Source organism: Cellulomonas marina, from assembly GCF_900111925.1.
Lineage (GTDB): Bacteria > Actinomycetota > Actinomycetes > Actinomycetales > Cellulomonadaceae > Cellulomonas > Cellulomonas marina.
On the sequence record NZ_FOKA01000007.1, the window covers coordinates 81035 to 100103 of the forward strand.

A 19069-nucleotide genomic window follows, 5' to 3' on the forward strand; every position below is an offset into this window, starting at 1 on the left:
GGTGGGGTGGAGCAGAGCGCCGAGGAGTCCTTGTCCGCGCGGCTGCGACGGGCGACGCGCGTCGCGCACGAGCGCGCGGAGGGGACGGCGTTCGTCGACGACCTGCTGGGCGGGCGGTTGGGGATCGACGCGCACACGGCGCTGATGCGGCAGCTGGTCCCGGTGTACGAGTCGCTGGAGGCGGCGTCGGGTGCGGGGAGCGCAGTCGTGGGCGACCTGCTGCCGGCCGTGGCGCGCGCAGCGGCGCTGCGGGCGGACCTGGAGGCAGCCGTCGGACCCGCGTGGCCGGAGCTGCCGCTCGTGCCGGGCGCGCACGACTACGCCGCCCGGGTGGGCGAAGTGGCCGGCTCAACAGGTGGTTGGGTGGCGCACGCCTACACGCGGTACCTCGGGGACCTCGCCGGGGGGCAGGTCGTGGCGACCGCCGTGCGACGGCACCACGGCGTCCCGGCCGACGCGCTGTCCTTCTACCGCTTCGACGCGGCGCCGGCGCCGGTCCTGCGGGCGCGCTTCCGGGAGCGGGTCGACGCGCTCGACCTGGCCGACGACGAGGTGGAGCAGGTGCTGGCGGAGGCGGTGACCGCCTTCGTGCTGAACGCCCGGGTGCTCGAGGACCTCGCCGCGGCGGGGCACGTGCCGGGAGCGGCGGCGCCCGTCGCCCAGGTCGTCGGGGAGACCGAGGCAGCACCGGCACGGTGAGGGCACGCCGCGCAGGGCCGGGGACCCGCTGCACCAGGAGGGCGGATCCCGGCAGAGCGCGGTGCCGCTGGCGCCGACGTGCTCCGGCTCAGGGGACGCGCTGGAGCACCAGGACGGTGAGGTCGTCGCCGGTGCCGGGGGCGGAGCGCGGCAGGCCGGCGACGAGGGCGTCGCGGTCGGGGCCGATGCCGGCCGCGCGGCGGCGCATGTCCTCCAGGCCGTCGGCGAGGAGCGAGCCCCGCGCCTCGACCAGCCCGTCCGTGAAGAGCACCAGGCAGTCGCCCGGCGCCAGGGTCGCGGTGGCCTGGACGTAGCCCCGGCCCTCGCGGTCCGGCACGCCGAGCGGCGCACCCCGCGCGCCCTCGACGAACGCCGCACCGTCGGCGCGCACGTGCAGCGGGGGCAGGTGGCCGGCGCGGGTGACGACGATGCCGCCGGTGACGGGGTCGAGCTCGGCGGCGACGACCGTCGCGAGCTCCCCCGGCACGAGGTCGGCGATGACCTCGTTGAGACGCGTGAGGGCTCGGTCCGCGGCCCCCTCGTCGACGAGGTAGGCACGCAGGGCGTGCCGGACCTGGGCCGTGATGGCCGCCACCGACATGCCGTGCCCGGCGACGTCGCCGACGAGGAAGGCCGTCCGGCCGTCGGGCAGCGTCGTGATGTCGTACCAATCACCGCCGAGCACGCTGGCGCCGCTGGGCTGGTAGTGCTGCGCGAGCGCGTACCCGTCCGGCAGCGGCGGCCGCTCGGTGAGCACGATGCGCTGCAGGGTCGCGGCGACGCGCTCGTCCTCGGCCCGCTGCCGGGCAACCGCCTCGTCGAGGTCCCGGACGAGCGCCTCCGCCGCCGCGACCTGGGCGGGCGTCCAGGGCTCCGACGTGCCGCGCACCTGCTCGACCCACGCCGCGAAGGACGCGCGCGGGGTCAGGCGCAGGCCGGCAGGCGTCGCCTCCAGCCCCTTGGCGTAGGGGTCGCCGGCCCAGTGCACCTCCTTGAGGACCTCGGGCCGGAACCACAGCACGACGTCCCGCGAGCCGCTCGCGGACGGCCGCACGCCGAGCACGCCGCTGGCCACGTCCGTCAGACGCCCGACGAGGTCGCTGCCCGGGAACTCGCGCAGCAGCGCGGAGACGGCCACCGTGCCGGTCCGACGCGTCCACAGCAGGTCCACCAGGGCGTCGACGTCGGCCGGTCCGGGCGTCCGGCCCAGGAGCCGCAGCTGCCCGTCGACCCGCACCGCGCAGCCCGTGGCCCCCTCGACGAGCTCGAGCAGGGCGTCGTCGGCGGTGAGGGCCCCGAGGGGGTCGCGCGGCGAGGCCGACAGCGCGCGCGTGAGCTCCGCGGACGACACCGCGAGCGCCATGCTGTCGACGTACCGCGCCTCGTCCTCCTTGCCCTGCAGGAGCAGGGAGCCCGTCCGCGCGAGGAACTCCGCCGCGGACCGCTGCGTGGGCGTGGGGTAGTGCGGCCCGGCGTAGTGGTGGCACGCGACGAGGCCCCACAGCCGCCCGTGCACCAGCAGCGAGACCGACATGGACGCCCGGACGCCCATGTTGGCGAGGTACTCCAGGTGCACCGGCGAGACGCTGCGCAGGGCGGCGTTCGACAGGTCCAGCGGCCGACCCGTCGACGGGACGACCGGGGGCACGAGCGGGCTGGCCGTGTACCGCGCGTCGGGGATGGACCGCAGCCACTGCGCCGCGTACAGGGCGCGGGCCTGCGCGGGGATGTCCGACGCGGGGTAGTGCAGGCCCAGGAAGGGCTCAAGCCCCGGTGCCGCCTCCTCGGCGACGACCTCGCCGTTCCAGTCCGCGTCGAAGCGGTAGACCATGACGCGGTCGAACCCCGTGATGGCCCGGACCTCGGCCGCCAGGATGCCGACGACCTGCTCCGGCGTGCCGGCGCGCTGCATCTGGCGCAGGGCGGGGCGCGCACCGCGCAGGCTGCCGTCGCCGGTGGCGGGCATGCGCGGCTCGAGCTCGACGACGAGCAGGTCGTCGCTGCGGTGCACGAGCGCCTCGAAGGACCGGAGCCGGCCCGCCACCACCACGTCGAGGGGCTGCGGGTCGACGGCCTCCTCGTCGAGCCGCAGCTCCCCGAGAGCGTCACCGAGCGCGTCGCCGAGGGGGCGGCCGAGGACGGCCTCCGTCGGCAGGCCGAGGTGCTCGGCCGTCGTGCCGGAGGCGACGACGACGCGCAGCGACCCCGGGTCGACCGCGAGCAGGACGCCGTGCGGTTGCACCGAGCCCGGCACGCGGATGGGCTCGTCGGCGCAGTCGACGACGGGGGTGCCCTCGGGCACGAGGGGCACGGTCAGGTCCGTCACGGCGTCCATCATCCCCGACGCCCGGCCGCCGCTGCCTTCACCGCGCGTCGGAGCGGCCGATTGGGAGGAAGGGGCGGACCGCCCCGCCGCACCCCGCGACCCCCGCCGGGTGCCCGGTGCGAGACGACGGACGACGGAGGTGCGCGCGCATGGGCTCGCCGTCGCTCGAGGTGCCGGGCGCACCGCGCTGGGACCGAGGGGCGCACCGGTGAGCGCCCCGACCTCGGCCGCCGCCCTGCCGCTGCTGAGGCACGCGGTCCCGGCCCTCGTGCTGGCGGCGGCGGTGCTCCTCGGCCGGTCGACCGTGGTCGAGGGCGGGACCTTCGCGCTCGTGTGGCCAGCGGCGGCCGTGGGGTCCGCGTGGGTCGTCGTCGACCGCGCCCGCGGGGCCCGCGGCGTGACGGCGCTGGTGGGCGTCACCCTCATCACCGGCGCGCTCAACGCGCTGACGGGCGCGCCGCCCGTGCTCGCGGCCGTGATGGCCCTCGCCAACGGGCTCCAGTCGCTGGTCACGGCGCTGCTGCTCGACACCCTGCCGCTCCCCCGGGGCGCGTCCCGCCGGCGGTTGCGCACGCCGGCCGACCTGCGCGTGCTCGTGCTCGCGGCGCTGCTCGGGGCGGCGACCGGTGCCGCGGTGTCGGCCGTCGGCGTCGCCGCGCTCGGCACGGGCGACCCCCTGGCGGTCCTGGGCGCGTGGACCCTGCGCAGCGGGTCGGCGACCCTCGTGCTGGGGGCGGCGGCGCTGCGGCTCGCGGACCCCGCGCGCTGGCCCTGGAGGGGCCTGCCGCGCCGCACCTTCGTCGTCCGGAGCGCGGAGGTCGCGGCCGTCGCGGGGGCCGTCGGTGCCGCCTACGCCGTGGTGTTCGGCTACCCGCAGGAGCTGCCCCTGCCGTTCCTGCTCGTCCCCTTCAGCGTCTGGGTCGCGCTGCGCCTGGACACCACCGCCGTCGCGCTGCACGGCGTCGCGGTGGGCGTGGTCGTCGTGGTGACCACCCTCGCCGGGCACGGGCCCCTCGTCGTCGTCGACCCGGACCTGCAGCCCGTCCTGGCCCAGGCGTTCGTCACGGTGGTGAGCGTCGTCGCGCTGCCGCTGGCCCTGGCCCGCGACGAGCGCGCCGCCCTCATCTCCGAGCTCAGCGAGGCGCAGGCCACCGCGTCCGAGCAGGCCCTCCTCCTGCGGACGGTCTTCGAGGCGTCGACCGAGGCGCTCAGCGTCCACGCCGCCGACGGCACCCGCGTGCTGCGCAACGCGGCCGCGACCCGCCTGCTCGCGGACCTCCCGGCGGACGACCTCCCCCTGGGCCGCGCGCTGGGCGGCGAGACGGTCGAGGGCGTCGACGTCGTCGTCGACGCGCCGGACGCACTCGGGCGCGTGCTGGACGTCAGCGCGCGCCGGGTGCCGGGCGCGGGCGGGCCCTGGGAGGGCGCGGTCGTGCTCGCCGCCCGCGACGTGACCGACGAGCGCCGGGCGAGCGCGCGCGTCGCCGCCGCCCGGGACCTGTACTCCGGCATCCTCGACGCGGCGACCGAGCAGGCGATCATCCGCTGCGACCCCGACGGCACCATCACCGTGTTCAGCACGGGCGCGCAGCGGATGACGGGATGGGGCGCGGAGGAGGTCGCGGGCCTGCCGCTGACGATCCTGCACGACCCCGCGGAGCTGTCCGCCGTGGCGGCCGCCCGCGGCCTGTCGCCGACGGACGTGCTGCTGCACGACGCCCGCAGCGGCTACCCCGTCACGCTGCGGTGGACGTGGCTGCGCGCCGACGCCTCGCGCCTGCACGCCATGGTCACGGTGAGCCCGCTCGTCGACACGGCCGGCCGGTGCACCGGCGTCATCGCTCTCGCCACGGACGTCACCGAGCAGGTCGTCGTGGAGCAGCGCCTGGCGGGGTCGGAGAGCCGGTTCCGCCGCGCCTTCGACACCGCCCCGGTCGCGATGGCGATCGTCGGCCTCGGCGGGCCGCAGGGGTCCGCGGTGCTGCAGGTCAACGCGACGATGTCCGAGCTGACCGGCCTGGCCGCGGAGGAGCTCCTGGCCCGCGACCTGCCGTCGCTGCTGCACCCCGACGACCGCCCCGCCTTCCTCGCGGCCCTGGGGCCGCTGGTGCACGGTGCCCTCGACGAGGTGCGCGTCGAGCAGCGCTTCCTGCACGCGGACGGCTCGGTGCGCCGCGGCCTCGTGCACGCGACGCTGTTCACGCCGGACGGCGAGGGGGGTGGAGGCGCCGGCGGGGGCGTCGGCGGCGGCGTCGGCGGGGGCGGGCAGGCGGGCGGGGGCGAGCGGCACCTGCTGTGCCTCGTCGAGGACGTGACCGCCCGCCGGGAGGCCGAGGAGGAGCTCGTCCGGCTCGCGCTGCACGACCCGCTGACCGGCCTGCCGAACCGGGCGCTGCTGCGCGAACGCCTCGGCGAGGCGCTGCGGGAGGCGGAGCACGAGGGCGCCCCCGGCTCGGGGGTCGGCGTGCTGTTCTGCGACCTCGACGGGTTCAAGGCGGTCAACGACGCCGCCGGGCACGCGGCCGGCGACGACGTCCTGCGCGCCGTGGCCGAGCGCTTCTGGCGGCTGCTGCGACCCGTGGACACGCTGGCACGGCTCGGGGGCGACGAGTTCGCGGTGGTGCTCCCGGGGGTGCCGTCGCCCGACGAGCTCGCCGCCGTCGCCGACGCGCTGCTCGCCGCGGTGGCCGCGCCCGTCGTGCTGCCAGCCGGCGCCTTCCGCATCGGGGTGAGCATCGGCACGGCCTGGGTGGGCGCCGACGAGCGGCATCGTGACGGGCTCGAGGACGCGCTCGAGGACGGGCTCGAGGACGGGCTCGAGGACGGGCTCGAGGACCGGCTCGACGCCCTCGTCGACGCCGCCGACGCCGCCATGTACGAGGCCAAGCGCGCCGGCAAGAACCGCGTGCGCCGGTACCGACCGGCACCCTCCTCGGTCGCCTGACAAGGGCACGTCCGCGGGTTTCACCCGGACGGGTGACCAACCGGCTCCCCCGCCGCCCCGAACCACGGGCATCGGAGGGCCGCACCGGTCCTCCCGCAGCACCACCGAGGGAGATCACGATGCGCACCACGACCCGCACCCGTCTGGCGGCCGCGTTCCTGCTGGCCTCCGGCCTCACGCTGACCGCCTGCAGCAGCTCCGACACCGCCGAGGCCGGCGCCGCCGCCTCCTCCGCCGCGGAGGACGTCACGGGCTCGGAGGGCACGGGCGACGACATGGCGAGCGAGTCCGCCGCCCCGAGCCCGTCCGAGGAGGAGGACATGACGACGGCCGACCCGGCCGCGATGCTCGTCGGCCCCGGCTGCGCCGACTACGCCGCGATGGTGCCCGAGGGCGCCGGCTCGGTCGAGGGCATGAGCGCCGACCCCGTCGCCACGGCCGCCTCGAACAACCCGCTGCTGAAGACCCTCGTCCAGGCCGTCTCCGGGCAGCTCAATTCCGAGGTGAACCTCGTCGACACGCTGAACGGCGGCGAGTTCACGGTGTTCGCGCCCGTCGACGACGCCTTCGCCAAGATCGACCCGGCGACGATCGAGTCCCTCAAGACCGACGCCGCGACGCTGTCGAGCATCCTCACCTACCACGTGGTCGAGGGCCAGGTGGCCCCGGACGAGATCGTCGGCGACCACGCGACCGTCCAGGGCGGCACGGTCACCGTCAGCGGCGAGGGCGACGCCCTCAAGGTGAACGACGCCAACGTCATCTGCGGTGGCGTGCAGACCGCCAACGCGACGGTCTACCTCATCGACTCGGTGCTCATGCCCACCATGTGACGCACCTGCCCGGACCCGCACGCGCCCCGGCGCACGCGGGTCCGCGGCGGTCCGGCCCCCTCCCTGCAGCAGCGCGGGGAGGGGGCCGCGCTGCGTCACGCCCGGGACGGCCGCCCGCCGCCGCGGGTCCGCCGTCCGGCGTCCCCCCTCCGTGTCCGCCGTCCGGGGTCCCCCGTCCGTGTCCCCCGCTCGTGTCCCCCGCTCGTGTCCCCCGTCCGTGTCCAGCGCTCGCGGCGCCTCCGCCCGCGGGGCAGCATCGCGGCATGTCGCAGACGACCTCGGCCGCCTCCCCCGACGACGTCGGCGAGCGCCCCGCCGACCTCACCGCCCTCGTGCTCGTGGGCACGCTGACCCCCTCGCCGGCGCCGTCCAGCAGCGAGCTCCTGGGCCGCCAGCTCCTCGAGGCGCTGCGCCCGCACGGCGTCACCGGCACGGTCGTGCGCCTCGTCGACCACGACGTGAAGCCCGGCGTGCAGGTGGACATGGGCGAGGGCGACGCCTGGCCGGCGATCCGGCAGCAGGTGCTCGCCGCGGACGTCCTCGTCCTCGCGACGCCCATCTGGATGGGGCAGCCGTCGAGCGTCATCAAGCGTGCGCTCGAGCGCCTGGACGCGGAGCTGTCGGAGACCGACGACGAGGGACGGCTGCTCACCTACGGCAAGGTCGCCGCGGTGGCCGTGGTCGGCAACGAGGACGGCGCGCACCACCTGAGCGCGGAGCTGTTCCAGGCGCTCGACGACGTCGGCTTCACGATCCCTGCGCAGGCCGTCACCTACTGGGTCGGCGAGGCGATGGGCGGCGTCGACTACCAGGACCTCGACCCGACGCCCGAGACCGTCACCAGCACGACGGCCACGGTCGCCGCGCACACCGCGCACCTGGCGCGGCTGCTCAAGGGCTCGCCCTACCCGCCCTCCTGAGACGACGAGGGCCGGCGCCGAGCTCGCGCGGCCGCCCGGACGGCGTGCGCGACGGGCGGGTCCGGCACGGACCCGCCCGTCGGCTCAGGCCTGGGTGAGGAGGACGACGGGAGTCGTCGTCGGCTGCTGCGACCCGCCCTCGGGCTCGACGGAGACGGCCAGCGAGCCGACCCCGCCCGTGTCGACGAGCCGCACGAGCGACCCGCCCTCGTCGGTGAGCACCCCGGCGGACGTGATGACGCCCTCGTCGACCAGCCAGAGCTGGTAGACGCTGCCCGCCTCGGGCTCGGGGACGCCGGTCGCGCTGAAGAGCGAGCGGTCGTCGGTGAAGACGGCGGTCGCCGTTCCGCCACCGGTGACGGAGCCGCGCACGAGCACGGCCGACGGGTCGGTGAGCAGGTCGGCGATCTGCTGCGCCGTGCGCCGCTGCACCTCCTCGACCTGCGCCTGCGCGAGCTCCGCCCGCTCGGCGCGCTGCGCCTGCTGCAGGGCCAGGGCCCCGGGCACCCCGGCGGCGACGACGAGCGCCGCCGCGACGCCGGCCCAGCGCACCGCCCGCGGCCGCCGCAACGGCACCACGGGGGCGAGCGGGCGCTCGTCGGGCGCGGGGTGGCTGTCAGCAGGGGCCGGCGGGGGCACGACGACCGGTGCGATCGGGACGTCGGCCGGGACGTCGGCCGGGACGTCGGCCCGGACGTCGGCCCGGGTATCGGCCTGGACGTCGACCCGCGCGCCCCCCGGCGCGCGACCCCCCGGACGCTCCTGCGCCTGACCGGCCACGGCCGCGAGCACGGCGGCACGCAGGGCGGCGGGCGGCTCGCCGGCGACGGCACCGCCGAGCTCGGCCGCGACGGCCCGCAGGTCCGCCAGCTCCGCGGCGGCCCCGGCGTCGGCGGCGACGAGCCGCTCGACGGCCCGGCGCTCGACGTCGTCCACCGCGTCGAGGGCGTAGGCGCCCAGCAGCGTGCGGACGTCGTCCGTGCCGTCCACGCCGGTCGTCCCCGTCACGCCGCTCACCGGTCCACCTCCAGGCAGTCGCGCAGGCGCAGCAGGCCGTCGCGGATCCGGGTCTTCACCGTGGGCAGCGGCACCTCCAGCTCGTCGGCGACCTCCCGGTAGGAGCGGCCGCCGTAGTAGGCCAGCACGATCGCGCCGCGCTGGCGCGGGGTCAGGGCGTCGAGGCAGCGACGCACGCCCTCGACCTCCAGGCCCTGCTCCACCTCCTCGACGACGACGTCGACCTCCACCTCGCCGCTGGCGTCGAGCACGCGCTGGTCGCGGTCGCGCTGTGCCTGCGTGGCGCGCACGCGGTCGACGGCGCGACGGTGGGCGAGCGTGACGGTCCAGGTGCGCGCCGACCCCAGCGTCGGGTCGAAGCGCGCGGCGGTCCGCCAGACCTCGAGCCAGACCTCCTGGGTGACCTCCGCCGCGTGGTCCGGGTCGCGGAGGACGCCCAGGCAGGTGCCGTAGACGGACCGCCCGATCTCGTCGTAGAGCCGGGCGAAGGCGTCCTGGTCCCCGTCGGCGCACGCCAGCAGGAGGGCGTCGGCCGCCCGGGGCCCCGCCGTGCGCTGGGAGGTGGCGTCCACGCGCGACAGTGTGGCCGACGCACCCCCGCCCTGCCCGGCGGTGCACCCGGCGCGGCGTGGACCTGCGCCCGGGTGCCTCACGGCGGGCGCGACGAGGCCCGTGGTCCCCCGGGGTGCGCCCCCTGACGCGCCCCGGGGGGCCGGCCGGGGGTGCACCGGGCCGTGCGGACCGGCGGACCGGCCGACGAGGGCGCGCGCCCGGTGGCGGGTGCGCGCACGTGTCACGCCCATGGCGGCCCTCCCCGTCCGGCCGCGACGCGGCACGTCGTGCAGCGCCCGGTCCGTGCGCCGGGCTGCCCTGCACCCGGTGTTCGGAGCCCGCCGCTGCCCGGACGGGTCCTGTGCGGCAGACTTCCCGGCGTGACCGACCTGCTGTCCTCCGTCCCCCTCGCGGGCGCCGACGGGCCGGACGGCCGGCGGGGTGGCCGGCGGGGTGGGGGCGTCGCGCACCGGCCGGACTGGGGCTGGCTCGAGGACCCGGCGGACGCCCCGACGCCCGAGGTGCTGGCGCGCGCCCGGGAGGCGGCGGACCGGCTCCTCGCCGACCACGGCGTCACCTACGGCGGCGACCGCAGGGACGGCGACGACGCCTGGCGCCTCGACCCCGAGCCCGTCATCGTCGACGAGGGCGAGTGGCAGCGCCTCGACCGCGGCCTCGCCCAGCGCGCGCTCCTGCTCGACGCCGTGCTCCAGGACCTGTACGGGCCCCGTCGCCTGCTCTCGGACCGGCTGCTGCCGCCGCACGTGGTGCTGGCCCACCCCGGCTTCCTGCGGGAGGTCGACGGGGTGCGGCTGCCGGGCCGCCGCGAGCTCGTGCTGACGGCCACGGACCTCGTGCGCGACGCGTCGGGCGGCTGGTGCGCGGTGGCGGACCGGACGCAGGCGCCGTCGGGCGCGGGCTACGCCATGGAGGACCGGCGGGTCGTCTCGCAGGTGATGGCCGGGGTGTACCGGCAGGCGTCGATCGCGCGCCTCGGCCCCTTCTTCCGCGCCCTGCGCACGGCCCTGCACGCCGTGCGGCCGGCCTCCTCCGACGGCGCGGGCGCGATCGTCCTGCTCACGAGCGGCGAGGCCAGCGAGACCGCCTTCGACCAGGCCTACCTGGCGTCCATGCTCGGCCTGCCGCTGGTGGAGGGCTCCGACCTCGTCGTGCGCGGCGGGCGGGTGTGGCTGCACGGGCTCGACGGGCTCGAGCGGGTGGACGTCGTCCTGCGCCGCCTCGACGCCGACTGGTGCGACCCGCTGGACCTGCGGGCGGGCTCCCGCCTCGGCGTCCCCGGCCTCGTGCGGGCGGTGCGCGGCGGCGCCGTCAGCGTCGTCAACCCGCTGGGCTCGTCCGTGCTGGAGAGCCCCGCCCTGCTGCGCTACCTGCCGCGGCTGGCCCGTGTCGTGCTCGACGAGGACCTGCTGCTGCCGTCCGCGCCGACCTGGTGGTGCGGGGAGGAGGCCGCGCGCGCCCACGTGCTCACGCGGCTGGACCGCCTCACCCTCCTGCCGACGACGCACGGCCCGGGCTCGGGCGCCGTCCTCGGCTGGCAGCTCGACGCCGCCGGCCGCGCCGCCCTGCGCGCCCGGATCGAGGCCGAGCCGTGGGCGTGGGTGGCGCAGGAGCCGGTGGGGCCGTCGGGGCCGGTCGTCGACCTGGCGGCGGCGGAGCCCGAGGGGCCGGACGCGCTCGTCCCGCCCCCGACGGGCGACCTCCTCCCGGCACCGGGAGCACCGGGGACCCCGGGGGGGCGCGCGGCCGACGCGGCCGGCGGCCCGGCGGCGGCGGTCCTGCGCACCTTCGCCGTCGCGCACCACGAGGGCTACACCGTCATGGCCGGCGGTCTCGCCCGGGTCTCGGCGGGGCCGGTCGTCTCGTCGGCGCTGGGAGCGGCCGCCAAGGACGTGTGGGTGCTGGCGAACCCGGACGCCGCGCGGCCGCCGACGCAGGAGATGCCGGTCGTCACGGTGACGGGGGTCGCGCGACGCGACGGCACCGGGGACGACCGCGGCGGCACGGTCGAGATGTCGGTCGAGATGTTCGACGAGGGCCCGCAGCGCGTCACGGGCCTGTCGCCGCGCACGGCGGAGAACCTGTGGTGGCTCGGCCGGTACGCCGAGCGCGCGGAGGACACCGTGCGCGTGCTGCGGGCCGTCGGCGACCGCTGGGACGACTACCACCGCACGCCGTGGTCGCCGGGGGGCCGGGCGCTCGCCGCCCTGCTGGCCAGCCTCGTGCCGGCGGCGGTACCGGCGGGTGCCTCGGCCGGCACGTCGGACGGCACCTCCGTCGTCCCCGTGGCCGGTCCCCCGCCGGGCACCGTCGACGCGGACGGCCGCCTCGTCGCCCCGCGCCTGCGCGACCTCATGCTCGACGACCGCACGCCCGGGACGGTGGCCGCGTCGGTGCGCCGCAGCGCGCGCGCCGCGGGGGCCGTCCGCGACCAGCTCTCCCCCGACGCCTTCGGGCCGCTGGCCCGCATCGAGCGCGCCCTGCGCGACGAGCGGCTGCGCGTGCGCCCGGGCTCCCCGGGCCAGGGGCCGGCCGTGACCGCCGGCCTGCGCGGGACGCTCGACCGCGTGCTCGAGGGGCTGCTGGCCCTGGCGGGGGTGTCGTCCGAGGGGCTCGTGCGCGACTCGGGGTGGCGGTTCCTCGACGCGGGCCGGCGCATCGAGCGGGCCCAGCACCTCGTGACCACGCTGCTGGGCACCGTCGTGCAGGCCCGGCCGCCGCAGGTGGACGACCTCGTCCTCGAGAGCGTCCTGCTCGTGCACGAGTCGGCCATGACCTACCGCCGGCGGCAGCAGGGCCGTGGCGTCGAGGCGGGCGGGCTGCTCGAGCTGCTCGTCCAGGACCGCACCAACCCCCGGTCGCTGGCCTACCAGCTGCACCGCCTGCGCGACGACCTCACCGCCGTCCCCGGCACCGGCCGCGCGCCGGACCAGCGCGACCACCTGCTGGCGGACGTCGTCGACCTCGTCGAGGAGCTCGAGGCCGTGCCGGTCGCCGCCGCCGTCGAGGACGACGGGCGGCGCGGGCGGCTCGCGGAGCAGCTCGAGTCCATGCGCTGGCGGCTGCTGGCGCTCGCCGACGAGGTCGAGCGCGTGCACATGGCCCGGCCGCTGCCGGTGCGCAGCCTCGAGGACCCGTGGGACGCCGGCGACCTGCGCGGCCCCCTGGACGGGCGGGGCACCCCGTGAGCCGCACCTACGACCTCGTCCACCGCACCCGGTACGTCTACACGGCCCCCGTGACCGGCTCCTACGGCCGCACGACGACGACCCCCCGCGACCTGCCGGACCAGCGATGCCTGACCACGGCGCTCGTCGTCGACCCCGAGCCGGCCGACACCGCCGCCCACACCGACTGGTTCGGCAACCGGACCACCTACTACGCCGTCACCACGCCGCACACCGAGCTCGTCGTCACCGCGCGCTCCCGCGTCGAGGTCACGCGCGTGGCGCCCGATCCGGCGACGCTGCCGGACCACGCCTGGGAGACGGTGGCCGAGCGGGTGGCGACGGGGGCCGTGGGCACGGACCTGCTCGCCGTCCGGGAGGCGGTGCTGCCCTCCGCGCACGTGGCCACGACCGACGCCGTCCGCGCCTGGGCGGCCCCGACGTTCACCGCCGGCCGCCCGCTGGCCGAGGTGCTCGTCGAGCTGGCGCACCGCATCCGCACGGAGCTGGCCTACCGCTCGGGCTCGACGACGGTGCGCACCACCCAGGACGAGCTCCTGGCCCAGGGCGCGGGCGTCTGCCAGGACTTCGCGCACCTCATGATCGCCGCGCTGCGTGCCCACGGGCTGCCCGCGCGGTACGTCAGCGGGTACATCGAGACGCGTCCGCGGCCCGGTCGGGAGAAGCTGCGCGGCGCCGACGCCTCCCACGCCTGGGTGGCCGCCTGGCTGCCCGGGGCCGGCTGGGTGGACGTCGACCCGACGAACGACCGGTTCGTCGACGACCAGTACGTCGTCCTGGGCTGGGGCCGCGACTACGACGACGTGCCGCCGCTGCGCGGGGTCATCTTCACCGAGCGGTCCGGCTCGAGCCTCACCGTCGAGGTCGACCTCGTGCCCGCCGGCAGCGACCCGTTCCTCTAGGCCGCGCCGCGCGCGGGGCCGTGGCGCCCGGGGCCGTGGCGCGCAGGTCCCCGCGTGGACAGGCGCGCGGGCGCCGGGGACGATGGGCCCGACGCGGGCGTCACCAGCACCGGGCCGCCCGCCGGCGACGGGGGCGGGTGTGCGGGCGCAGGGGCGACGGACGGTGCTGCTGGCGGTGCTGCTGGCGGCGCTGCTGGCGGCGCTGCTGGCGGGGGTGCTGGCCGTGCTGTGCGCGACGTCGGCGGTCGCCGTGGCCCGCGACCGGGACCGCGCCGACCGGTCGCAGCGGGTCTCGGCGGCCGCCGACGCGCTGCTCGTCGCGCTCCTCGATGCCGAGACGGGCCAGCGCGGCTACCTGCTGACCGGCGACGACGCGTTCCTGCAGCCCTACGAGGAGGGCCGGCAGCGCGTGCCCGCCGCCCTCGAGCGCCTGCAGGCCGAGGCCGCGGAGGTGCCGGCGGCCCGGGCCCCCGCCCAGCGGCTCGCCGCCGCGGTCGCGGCGAAGGACCGGCTCGTGCAGCGGATCGTCGCGCTGGCCCGCGCCGGGCAGACCGACGCGGCGGTGCGGGTCGTCACGGGCGGCACGGGCAAGGCCGCCATGGACGAGGTGCGCGTGCAGGTGGACGAGGTGCGCGCGGCCGCCGGTGCCGCCGCCGGCCGGGCACGGGCGGCGGCGGACCGGTGGCTCGTCGCCGCGCTGGCCGCCGCGGTCGCCCTCGCCGGTCTGGTGCTGACCCTCGCGCTGCGCCGCGCGGGGGCTGCCGCGCACCGGTGGCGGGTGGCGCACGGGCGGGGCGAGGACCGCTTCCGGCGGCTGTTCGAGGGCTCGGTGGTCGGGATGGCGGTCCTCGCGGTCCCACCGGCGGGCCCGGCCCGCGTGGTGGCCGTCAACCCCGTGCTCGCCGACCTCGTCCGCGTCCCGCGCGAGGGCCTGGTGGGCGCCGACCCGCTCGCGTTCGTCGGGCCGCAGGACGGCGCCGAGGTGGCCGACGGCGTGCGGCGCTGCGCCTCCGACGGGGTCGAGGAGTACCTCGGCGAGCGCACGCTGCAGCGCCCGGACGGCACCACCGCGTTCGTCGTCGTCAGCGTCCGGCCGCTGCCCGAGGTCGACGGGGACACCGGCTGCCTGCTGGAGGTGCTGGACGTCACCGAGCGCCGCGTGACCGAGGCCGCGCTCGCGCACCAGGCGCTGCACGACCCGCTGACCGACCTGCCGAACCGCGTGCTGGCGCTGGACCACCTCGAGCTCGCCGTGACGCGGCTGACCCGGGTCGGCGGGCTCGTGGCGGTGGTCTACGTCGACCTCGACGGGTTCAAGGACGTCAACGACCGCCGCGGGCACGCCGTCGGCGACCGCGTCCTCGTCGAGCAGGCCGCGCGGCTGCGGTCCGTCGTGCGGGACGCGGACACGGCGGCGCGCATGGGCGGCGACGAGTTCCTCGTCGTGTCGCCCGACCTCGCGTCCGCCGACGACGCCCTGCGGCTGGCGCGGCGGGTCGTGGACGCGCTGGGCCGACCCCTGTCGCTGGGCGGGCACGCGGGCGGCGGTGAGGAGGTCGTCGTCACCGCGAGTGCGGCGTGGCCGTGGGCGGGGCCGGCACGCCGCCGCTCGCGCTCGTCCGTGCGGCCGACAGCGCGCTGTACGACGCCAAGCGCCGCGGTCGGGCCCGGGCGGTACTGGCCGGCGACCCGACGGACCCGCGCCCGCCGGTGCCGGGGGAGCAGGCTTCACCCGCGCGCTGACGTGCGACGACGCCCCTGCGGGCGCATCCTGGTCCGCGCCCCGCGGGACGTGCGGCGGCGGGTCGGGCGTACCGTGCGGAGGTGGTGGTCGGCAGAGGGCGTCGGGACGCGTTGCTGACGGTCCTCGACGCCTTCACCACCGCGGCCGGTCCCCCGGGCGACGACGTCGACGCCGACGACGTGCTCGCGCGCCTCGCCGCGCGGGCCCCCGAGGTCCTCGGCCTGCCGCCCGGCACGGCCACCGCCCGGGTCCTCCTCCCCGGCGATCCCGTGGGCCCCCGGGTCGAGGGGCCCGCCGACGCCCCTGCCGACGAGCTCGTGGCCCGCCTGCCCCTCGAGGCACGCGGACGCACGTGGGCCGTGCTCGAGGTGCGCGCCGCGCCGGGGACGACCCCGCCCGACGACGACGGCCGCCGCGCGCTGGACCGCCTCGTCGGGCTGTCGACCGCCCTGCTCGTCGTCGACGCCGACCGCGGTGCGGCGCGCGCGGCGCGGGACGACCTCGCGCGGCGGGCCGGCCACGACCCGCTGACCGGGCTGCCCGTGCGGCGGGTCCTCCTCGAGCACGTCGACCGGGCGCTCGCCCGCCGCGCGCGCGGCGGGGAGGAGGTGGCGCTGCTGTTCCTCGACGTCGACGGCCTCAAGTACGTCAACGACACCTGGGGGCACGCCGCGGGCGACCGGCTGCTGCAGGCGTGCGCCGCGCGCCTGCGGGCCGGGCTGCGGGCCACGGACGTGGCGGCCCGCATGGGCGGCGACGAGCTGGCCGTGCTGCTCGCGGACGCCGGCGGGCCCGAGGCCGCCGTCGAGGTGGCCCGGCGGCTGACGGCGGCGGTCGGCGCACCGCTCGTCCTCGACCTGCCCTGGGGCGGCACGGTCACGCTGCACCCCTCGACGAGCACCGGCGTGGCCCTGGCCGACGAGCCGGGCGCCACCGCGGACGCGCTCGTCGCGCACGCCGACGCCGCCATGTACCGGGCCAAGCGGACCGGCCGCGGCTGCGTGGAGCTGTTCGAGCCGGCCCGCTACGCCGCGGACCGCGAGGCGACGGGCGAGGCCCGGCTGCTGGGGCAGCTGCGCGAGGCGCTCGACGAGAGCCGCCTCGAGCTGCACTACCAGCCCATCCACGCGCTGCCGGTGCCTGGGCCGACGAACGGGCCGACGAACGGGCCGACGAACGGGCCGACGAACGGGCCGACGAACGGGCTGACGAACGGGCCGGACGGGAGCGGGGGCGACGGGCCGGCGGTGCCCTGGGCCGTCGAGGCCCTGCTGCGGTGGCGCCATCCCGAGCGCGGCCTGCTGACGGCGGGCGCGTTCGTCGACGTCGCGGAGGCCGGCGGCCTGCTCGTCGACATCGGCGCGTGGGCCCTGCGGGAGGCGGTCACCCAGCTCGCGCGGTGGGACGCCGCCCTCGGCGCGCGCAGCCCGCAGCGGGTGTTCGTCAACGTCTCGGCGGCCGAGCTCGCGCAGCCCGACCTGCCGCGGCGGGTCGCGCAGGTCCTCGCGGACGTCGGGGTGCCGCCGCGCCGGCTCACGCTCGAGCTCACGGAGACAGGCCTGCTCAGCGAGCACGGCACGGCGGCGGTGCGCGCGCTGGAGGAGCTGGAGTGCGGCGTGGCGATCGACGACCTGGGCGTCGGGTACTCCTCGCTGTCGCGCGTGGTGGACATCCCCGACGCCGCGCTGAAGATCGACGGGTCGCTCACCCGCGAGCTGACGACGCGCCCGGAGGCGTCAGCGCTGGTCAAGGCCGTGCTGCTGATGGGTCGCACGCTCGGGCGGACCGTCGTGCTCGAGGGCGTGGAGGACGCCGCCACCCTCGACCTGGCCGCGGCCCTGGGCTGCACGCACGCGCAGGGCTACCACCTGGGCCGGCCGCAGCCCGCCGACGCGATCACCGCCGCGCTGCGGCCGCCGGCGCCGTGCGGGGGGCGGCCGGCATGACCGACCTCGACGCGCTCGAGCGCGTGCTCGCCACCTTCACCGGCGCCGTCCTCGGCGAGGTCGACGCCCACGAGGTGCTCCGGCTGCTCGCCGAGGGCGTGGCCGAGGTGCTCGCCCTGCCGGCGGCCGGCGTCCTCGTCGCCGACGAGGGGGGACGGCTGTCGGTGGTGCACACCACGGACCCCGCCAGCGCGGACGTGGAGGCCGTCCAGGCCGAGCAGCAGAGCGGGCCGGGCGTCGAGGCCCGCGCGTCGGGCGAGGTCCTCGACGTCGGTGACCTGGCCGCGGAGGGCCGGTGGCCCGCGTTCATGGCACGGGCCGCCGAGCGCGGGCTGGCCGCCGTGACGACCGTCCCGCTCGTCGCGCGCGGGCGGACGTGGGGCACGCTCGACGTCTTCCGCGCCGAGCCGGGTCGGCTGCCGGGCGAGGACCTAGCCGTCCTGGAAGGGCTGGCGCGGCTCGCCACGCTCTGGGTGGTGCTCGCCTCCGACCGCGACGAGGCGCGCACGGCCCGTGCCGAGCTGGCCGACCACGCCATGCACGACGCGCTGACGGGCCTGCCCCTGCGCTGGGTGCTGCTCGAGCTGCTGGAGCGGGCGCTGGCCCGGGCGGCGCGGGCCGGTGCGCGCGCGGGCAGCGGGGCGGGCGGCGGGACGAGCAGCGCGACGGGCGGCGGCACGGGCGGCGGGACGGGCAGCGGGACAGGCAGCGGGACGGGCACGGTGGCGCTGCTGTTCCTCGACGTCGACGGCCTCAAGTACGTCAACGACGTCGACGGGCACGCGGCGGGCGACGCGCTGCTGCGGGCGTGCGCCCGGCGCGCGCGGGCCCGGCTGCGGCCGCCGGACGTGCTGGCGCGGATCGGCGGCGACGAGCTCGTCGTCCTGCTCGAGGACGTGCGCTCCCCGGCCGAGGCGGTCGCGGTCGCCCAGCGGGTGGTCTCCGCCGTGGCCGAGCCGCTCGTGCTGCCCGGTCGGACGGTGACGCCGTCCGTCAGCGTGGGCGTCGCGGTGGCCGACGACCCCGCGGTCCGGCCCGAGACGCTCCTCGCGCGCGCCGACGCGGCGATGTACCGCGCCAAGCGCGCCGGGCGGGGCGGCGTCGCCGTCGAGGACCCGGAGGGCTACGCCCGCGACCTGGCCGCGCACGCCACGCCGTCCCTCGTCGCGGACCTGCGCGCCGCGCTGGACGCCGACGCGCTGGAGGTGCACTACCAGCCGGTGCAGGACGTCGGCCCGGACCCGTCGCGCGCGCCGACGGGCGCGGCCTGGGGCGTGGAGGCCCTCGTGCGGTGGCGGCACCCGGTGCGCGGGCTGCTCTCCGGCGGCCAGGTGCTCGACGTCGCCGGCGCGGGCGGCCTGGAGCGCCGGCTGGGGCGGTTCGTCGTCGCCCGCGCGGTCGCGCAGCTCGCGGACTGGGACCGGGGCCTGGGCGCCCGGTCGCCGCAGCGGCTCTTCGTCAACCTGTCGGCCGCGGAGCTCGCGGACCCGGCCCTGCCCGCGACCGTGCGGGCGCTGCTCGACGCCGGTGGCGTGGCGCCCGAGCGGCTGCTGCTCGACGTGACCGAGGGGAGCCTCCTGGGCGAGGAGGCCGAGCGGGGCGCGCGGGCCCTGGTCGCGGAAGGGTGCGGGCTGTCCCTCGACGACCTCGGCGGGGGGTGGTCGTCGCTGCGCCGCGTGCTCGACGTGCCGGCGCGGGTGCTCAAGGTCGACCGGTCCCTCACCCGGCGGCTGCGCCGGCGCGAGGCGGCCGCGGTCGTCGGCGCGCTGCTCGAGATGGGACGGGCGCTGGGCCGCGACGTCGTGCTCGAGGGCGTGGAGGACGAGGCGACCCTGGCCGTCGCGCGCGAGCTGGGCTGCGCCCACGTGCAGGGCTTCCACCTCGGCGCGCCGCAGACCGCCGACGAGCTGTCGGCCCGCCTGGGCGCCGCCGCGCGCTGAACCGCCGCACCCCGGTCGCCGCGCGCCGGCCGTCGCACGC

The 19069-nt window shown here is 78.2% G+C and carries 12 protein-coding genes; 9 read left to right on the forward strand and 3 right to left on the reverse strand.

Features of this window, described 5'->3' with window-relative positions; all coding sequences use genetic code 11:
• Positions 1-6 precede the first annotated feature (6 nt).
• A complete protein-coding gene (locus BM048_RS09225) occupies positions 7-699 on the forward strand; it encodes a biliverdin-producing heme oxygenase (RefSeq protein WP_175499438.1) in 693 nt (230 codons plus the stop codon).
• An 88-nt stretch (positions 700-787) separates the two neighbouring features.
• Here the strand turns inward: BM048_RS09225 and BM048_RS09230 are convergent, their stop codons facing one another.
• Positions 788-3025, reverse strand: coding sequence for a SpoIIE family protein phosphatase (locus BM048_RS09230; protein WP_175499440.1), 2238 nt, complete (start codon positions 3023-3025; stop codon positions 788-790).
• A 208-nt stretch (positions 3026-3233) separates the two neighbouring features.
• Here BM048_RS09230 and BM048_RS09235 point away from each other — a divergent pair, with 208 nt between their 5' ends.
• The 3 genes from BM048_RS09235 to BM048_RS09245 all read left to right on the forward strand — a co-directional run bounded on the left by BM048_RS09235 (position 3234) and on the right by BM048_RS09245 (position 7722).
• Positions 3234-5969, forward strand: coding sequence for a diguanylate cyclase domain-containing protein (locus BM048_RS09235; RefSeq protein ID WP_175499442.1), 2736 nt, complete (start codon positions 3234-3236; stop codon positions 5967-5969).
• 119 nt (positions 5970-6088) lie between these two features.
• Positions 6089-6802 carry a fasciclin domain-containing protein gene (locus BM048_RS09240; RefSeq protein ID WP_090032587.1) on the forward strand — a complete coding sequence of 238 codons (714 nt, stop codon included), beginning with the start codon at positions 6089-6091 and terminating at the stop codon, positions 6800-6802.
• A 263-nt stretch (positions 6803-7065) separates the two neighbouring features.
• The gene (locus BM048_RS09245) at positions 7066-7722 is read left to right on the forward strand and encodes a flavodoxin family protein (protein WP_090032588.1); all 657 of its coding nucleotides are present in this window, start codon (positions 7066-7068) and stop codon (positions 7720-7722) included.
• Positions 7723-7806: 84 nt separating this feature from the next.
• Here the strand turns inward: BM048_RS09245 and BM048_RS09250 are convergent, their stop codons facing one another.
• A complete protein-coding gene (locus BM048_RS09250) occupies positions 7807-8739 on the reverse strand; it encodes an anti-sigma factor (RefSeq protein WP_139224396.1) in 933 nt (310 codons plus the stop codon).
• Positions 8736-9311, reverse strand: a complete 576-nt coding sequence (gene sigK / locus BM048_RS09255; protein ID WP_239078773.1) for an ECF RNA polymerase sigma factor SigK — start codon at positions 9309-9311, stop codon at positions 8736-8738. Before sigK ends, BM048_RS09250 begins: the two co-directional genes overlap by 4 nt.
• Positions 9312-9671: 360 nt before the next feature.
• Between sigK and BM048_RS09260 the strand changes: the two genes are divergently transcribed.
• The 5 genes from BM048_RS09260 (at position 9672) to BM048_RS09280 (ending at position 19029) form a co-directional block, all read left to right on the forward strand.
• Entirely contained in the window at positions 9672-12497 is a 2826-nt protein-coding gene (locus tag BM048_RS09260; protein WP_239078772.1) for a circularly permuted type 2 ATP-grasp protein, read from the forward strand.
• Positions 12494-13399: a transglutaminase family protein gene (locus BM048_RS09265; RefSeq protein ID WP_090032590.1), complete on the forward strand. Its 906-nt coding sequence runs from the start codon at positions 12494-12496 to the stop codon at positions 13397-13399. Before BM048_RS09260 ends, BM048_RS09265 begins: the two co-directional genes overlap by 4 nt.
• A 139-nt stretch (positions 13400-13538) precedes the next feature.
• Positions 13539-15260 (forward strand): CHASE3 domain-containing protein, encoded by a 1722-nt coding sequence (locus tag BM048_RS09270; protein WP_139224397.1) that lies wholly within the window; start codon positions 13539-13541, stop codon positions 15258-15260.
• Entirely contained in the window at positions 15224-17089 is a 1866-nt protein-coding gene (locus BM048_RS09275; protein ID WP_090032595.1) for a putative bifunctional diguanylate cyclase/phosphodiesterase, read from the forward strand. Before BM048_RS09270 ends, BM048_RS09275 begins: the two co-directional genes overlap by 37 nt.
• Positions 17086-19029, forward strand: a complete 1944-nt coding sequence (locus BM048_RS09280) for a putative bifunctional diguanylate cyclase/phosphodiesterase (protein WP_139224398.1) — start codon at positions 17086-17088, stop codon at positions 19027-19029. Before BM048_RS09275 ends, BM048_RS09280 begins: the two co-directional genes overlap by 4 nt.
• Positions 19030-19069 lie beyond the last annotated feature (40 nt).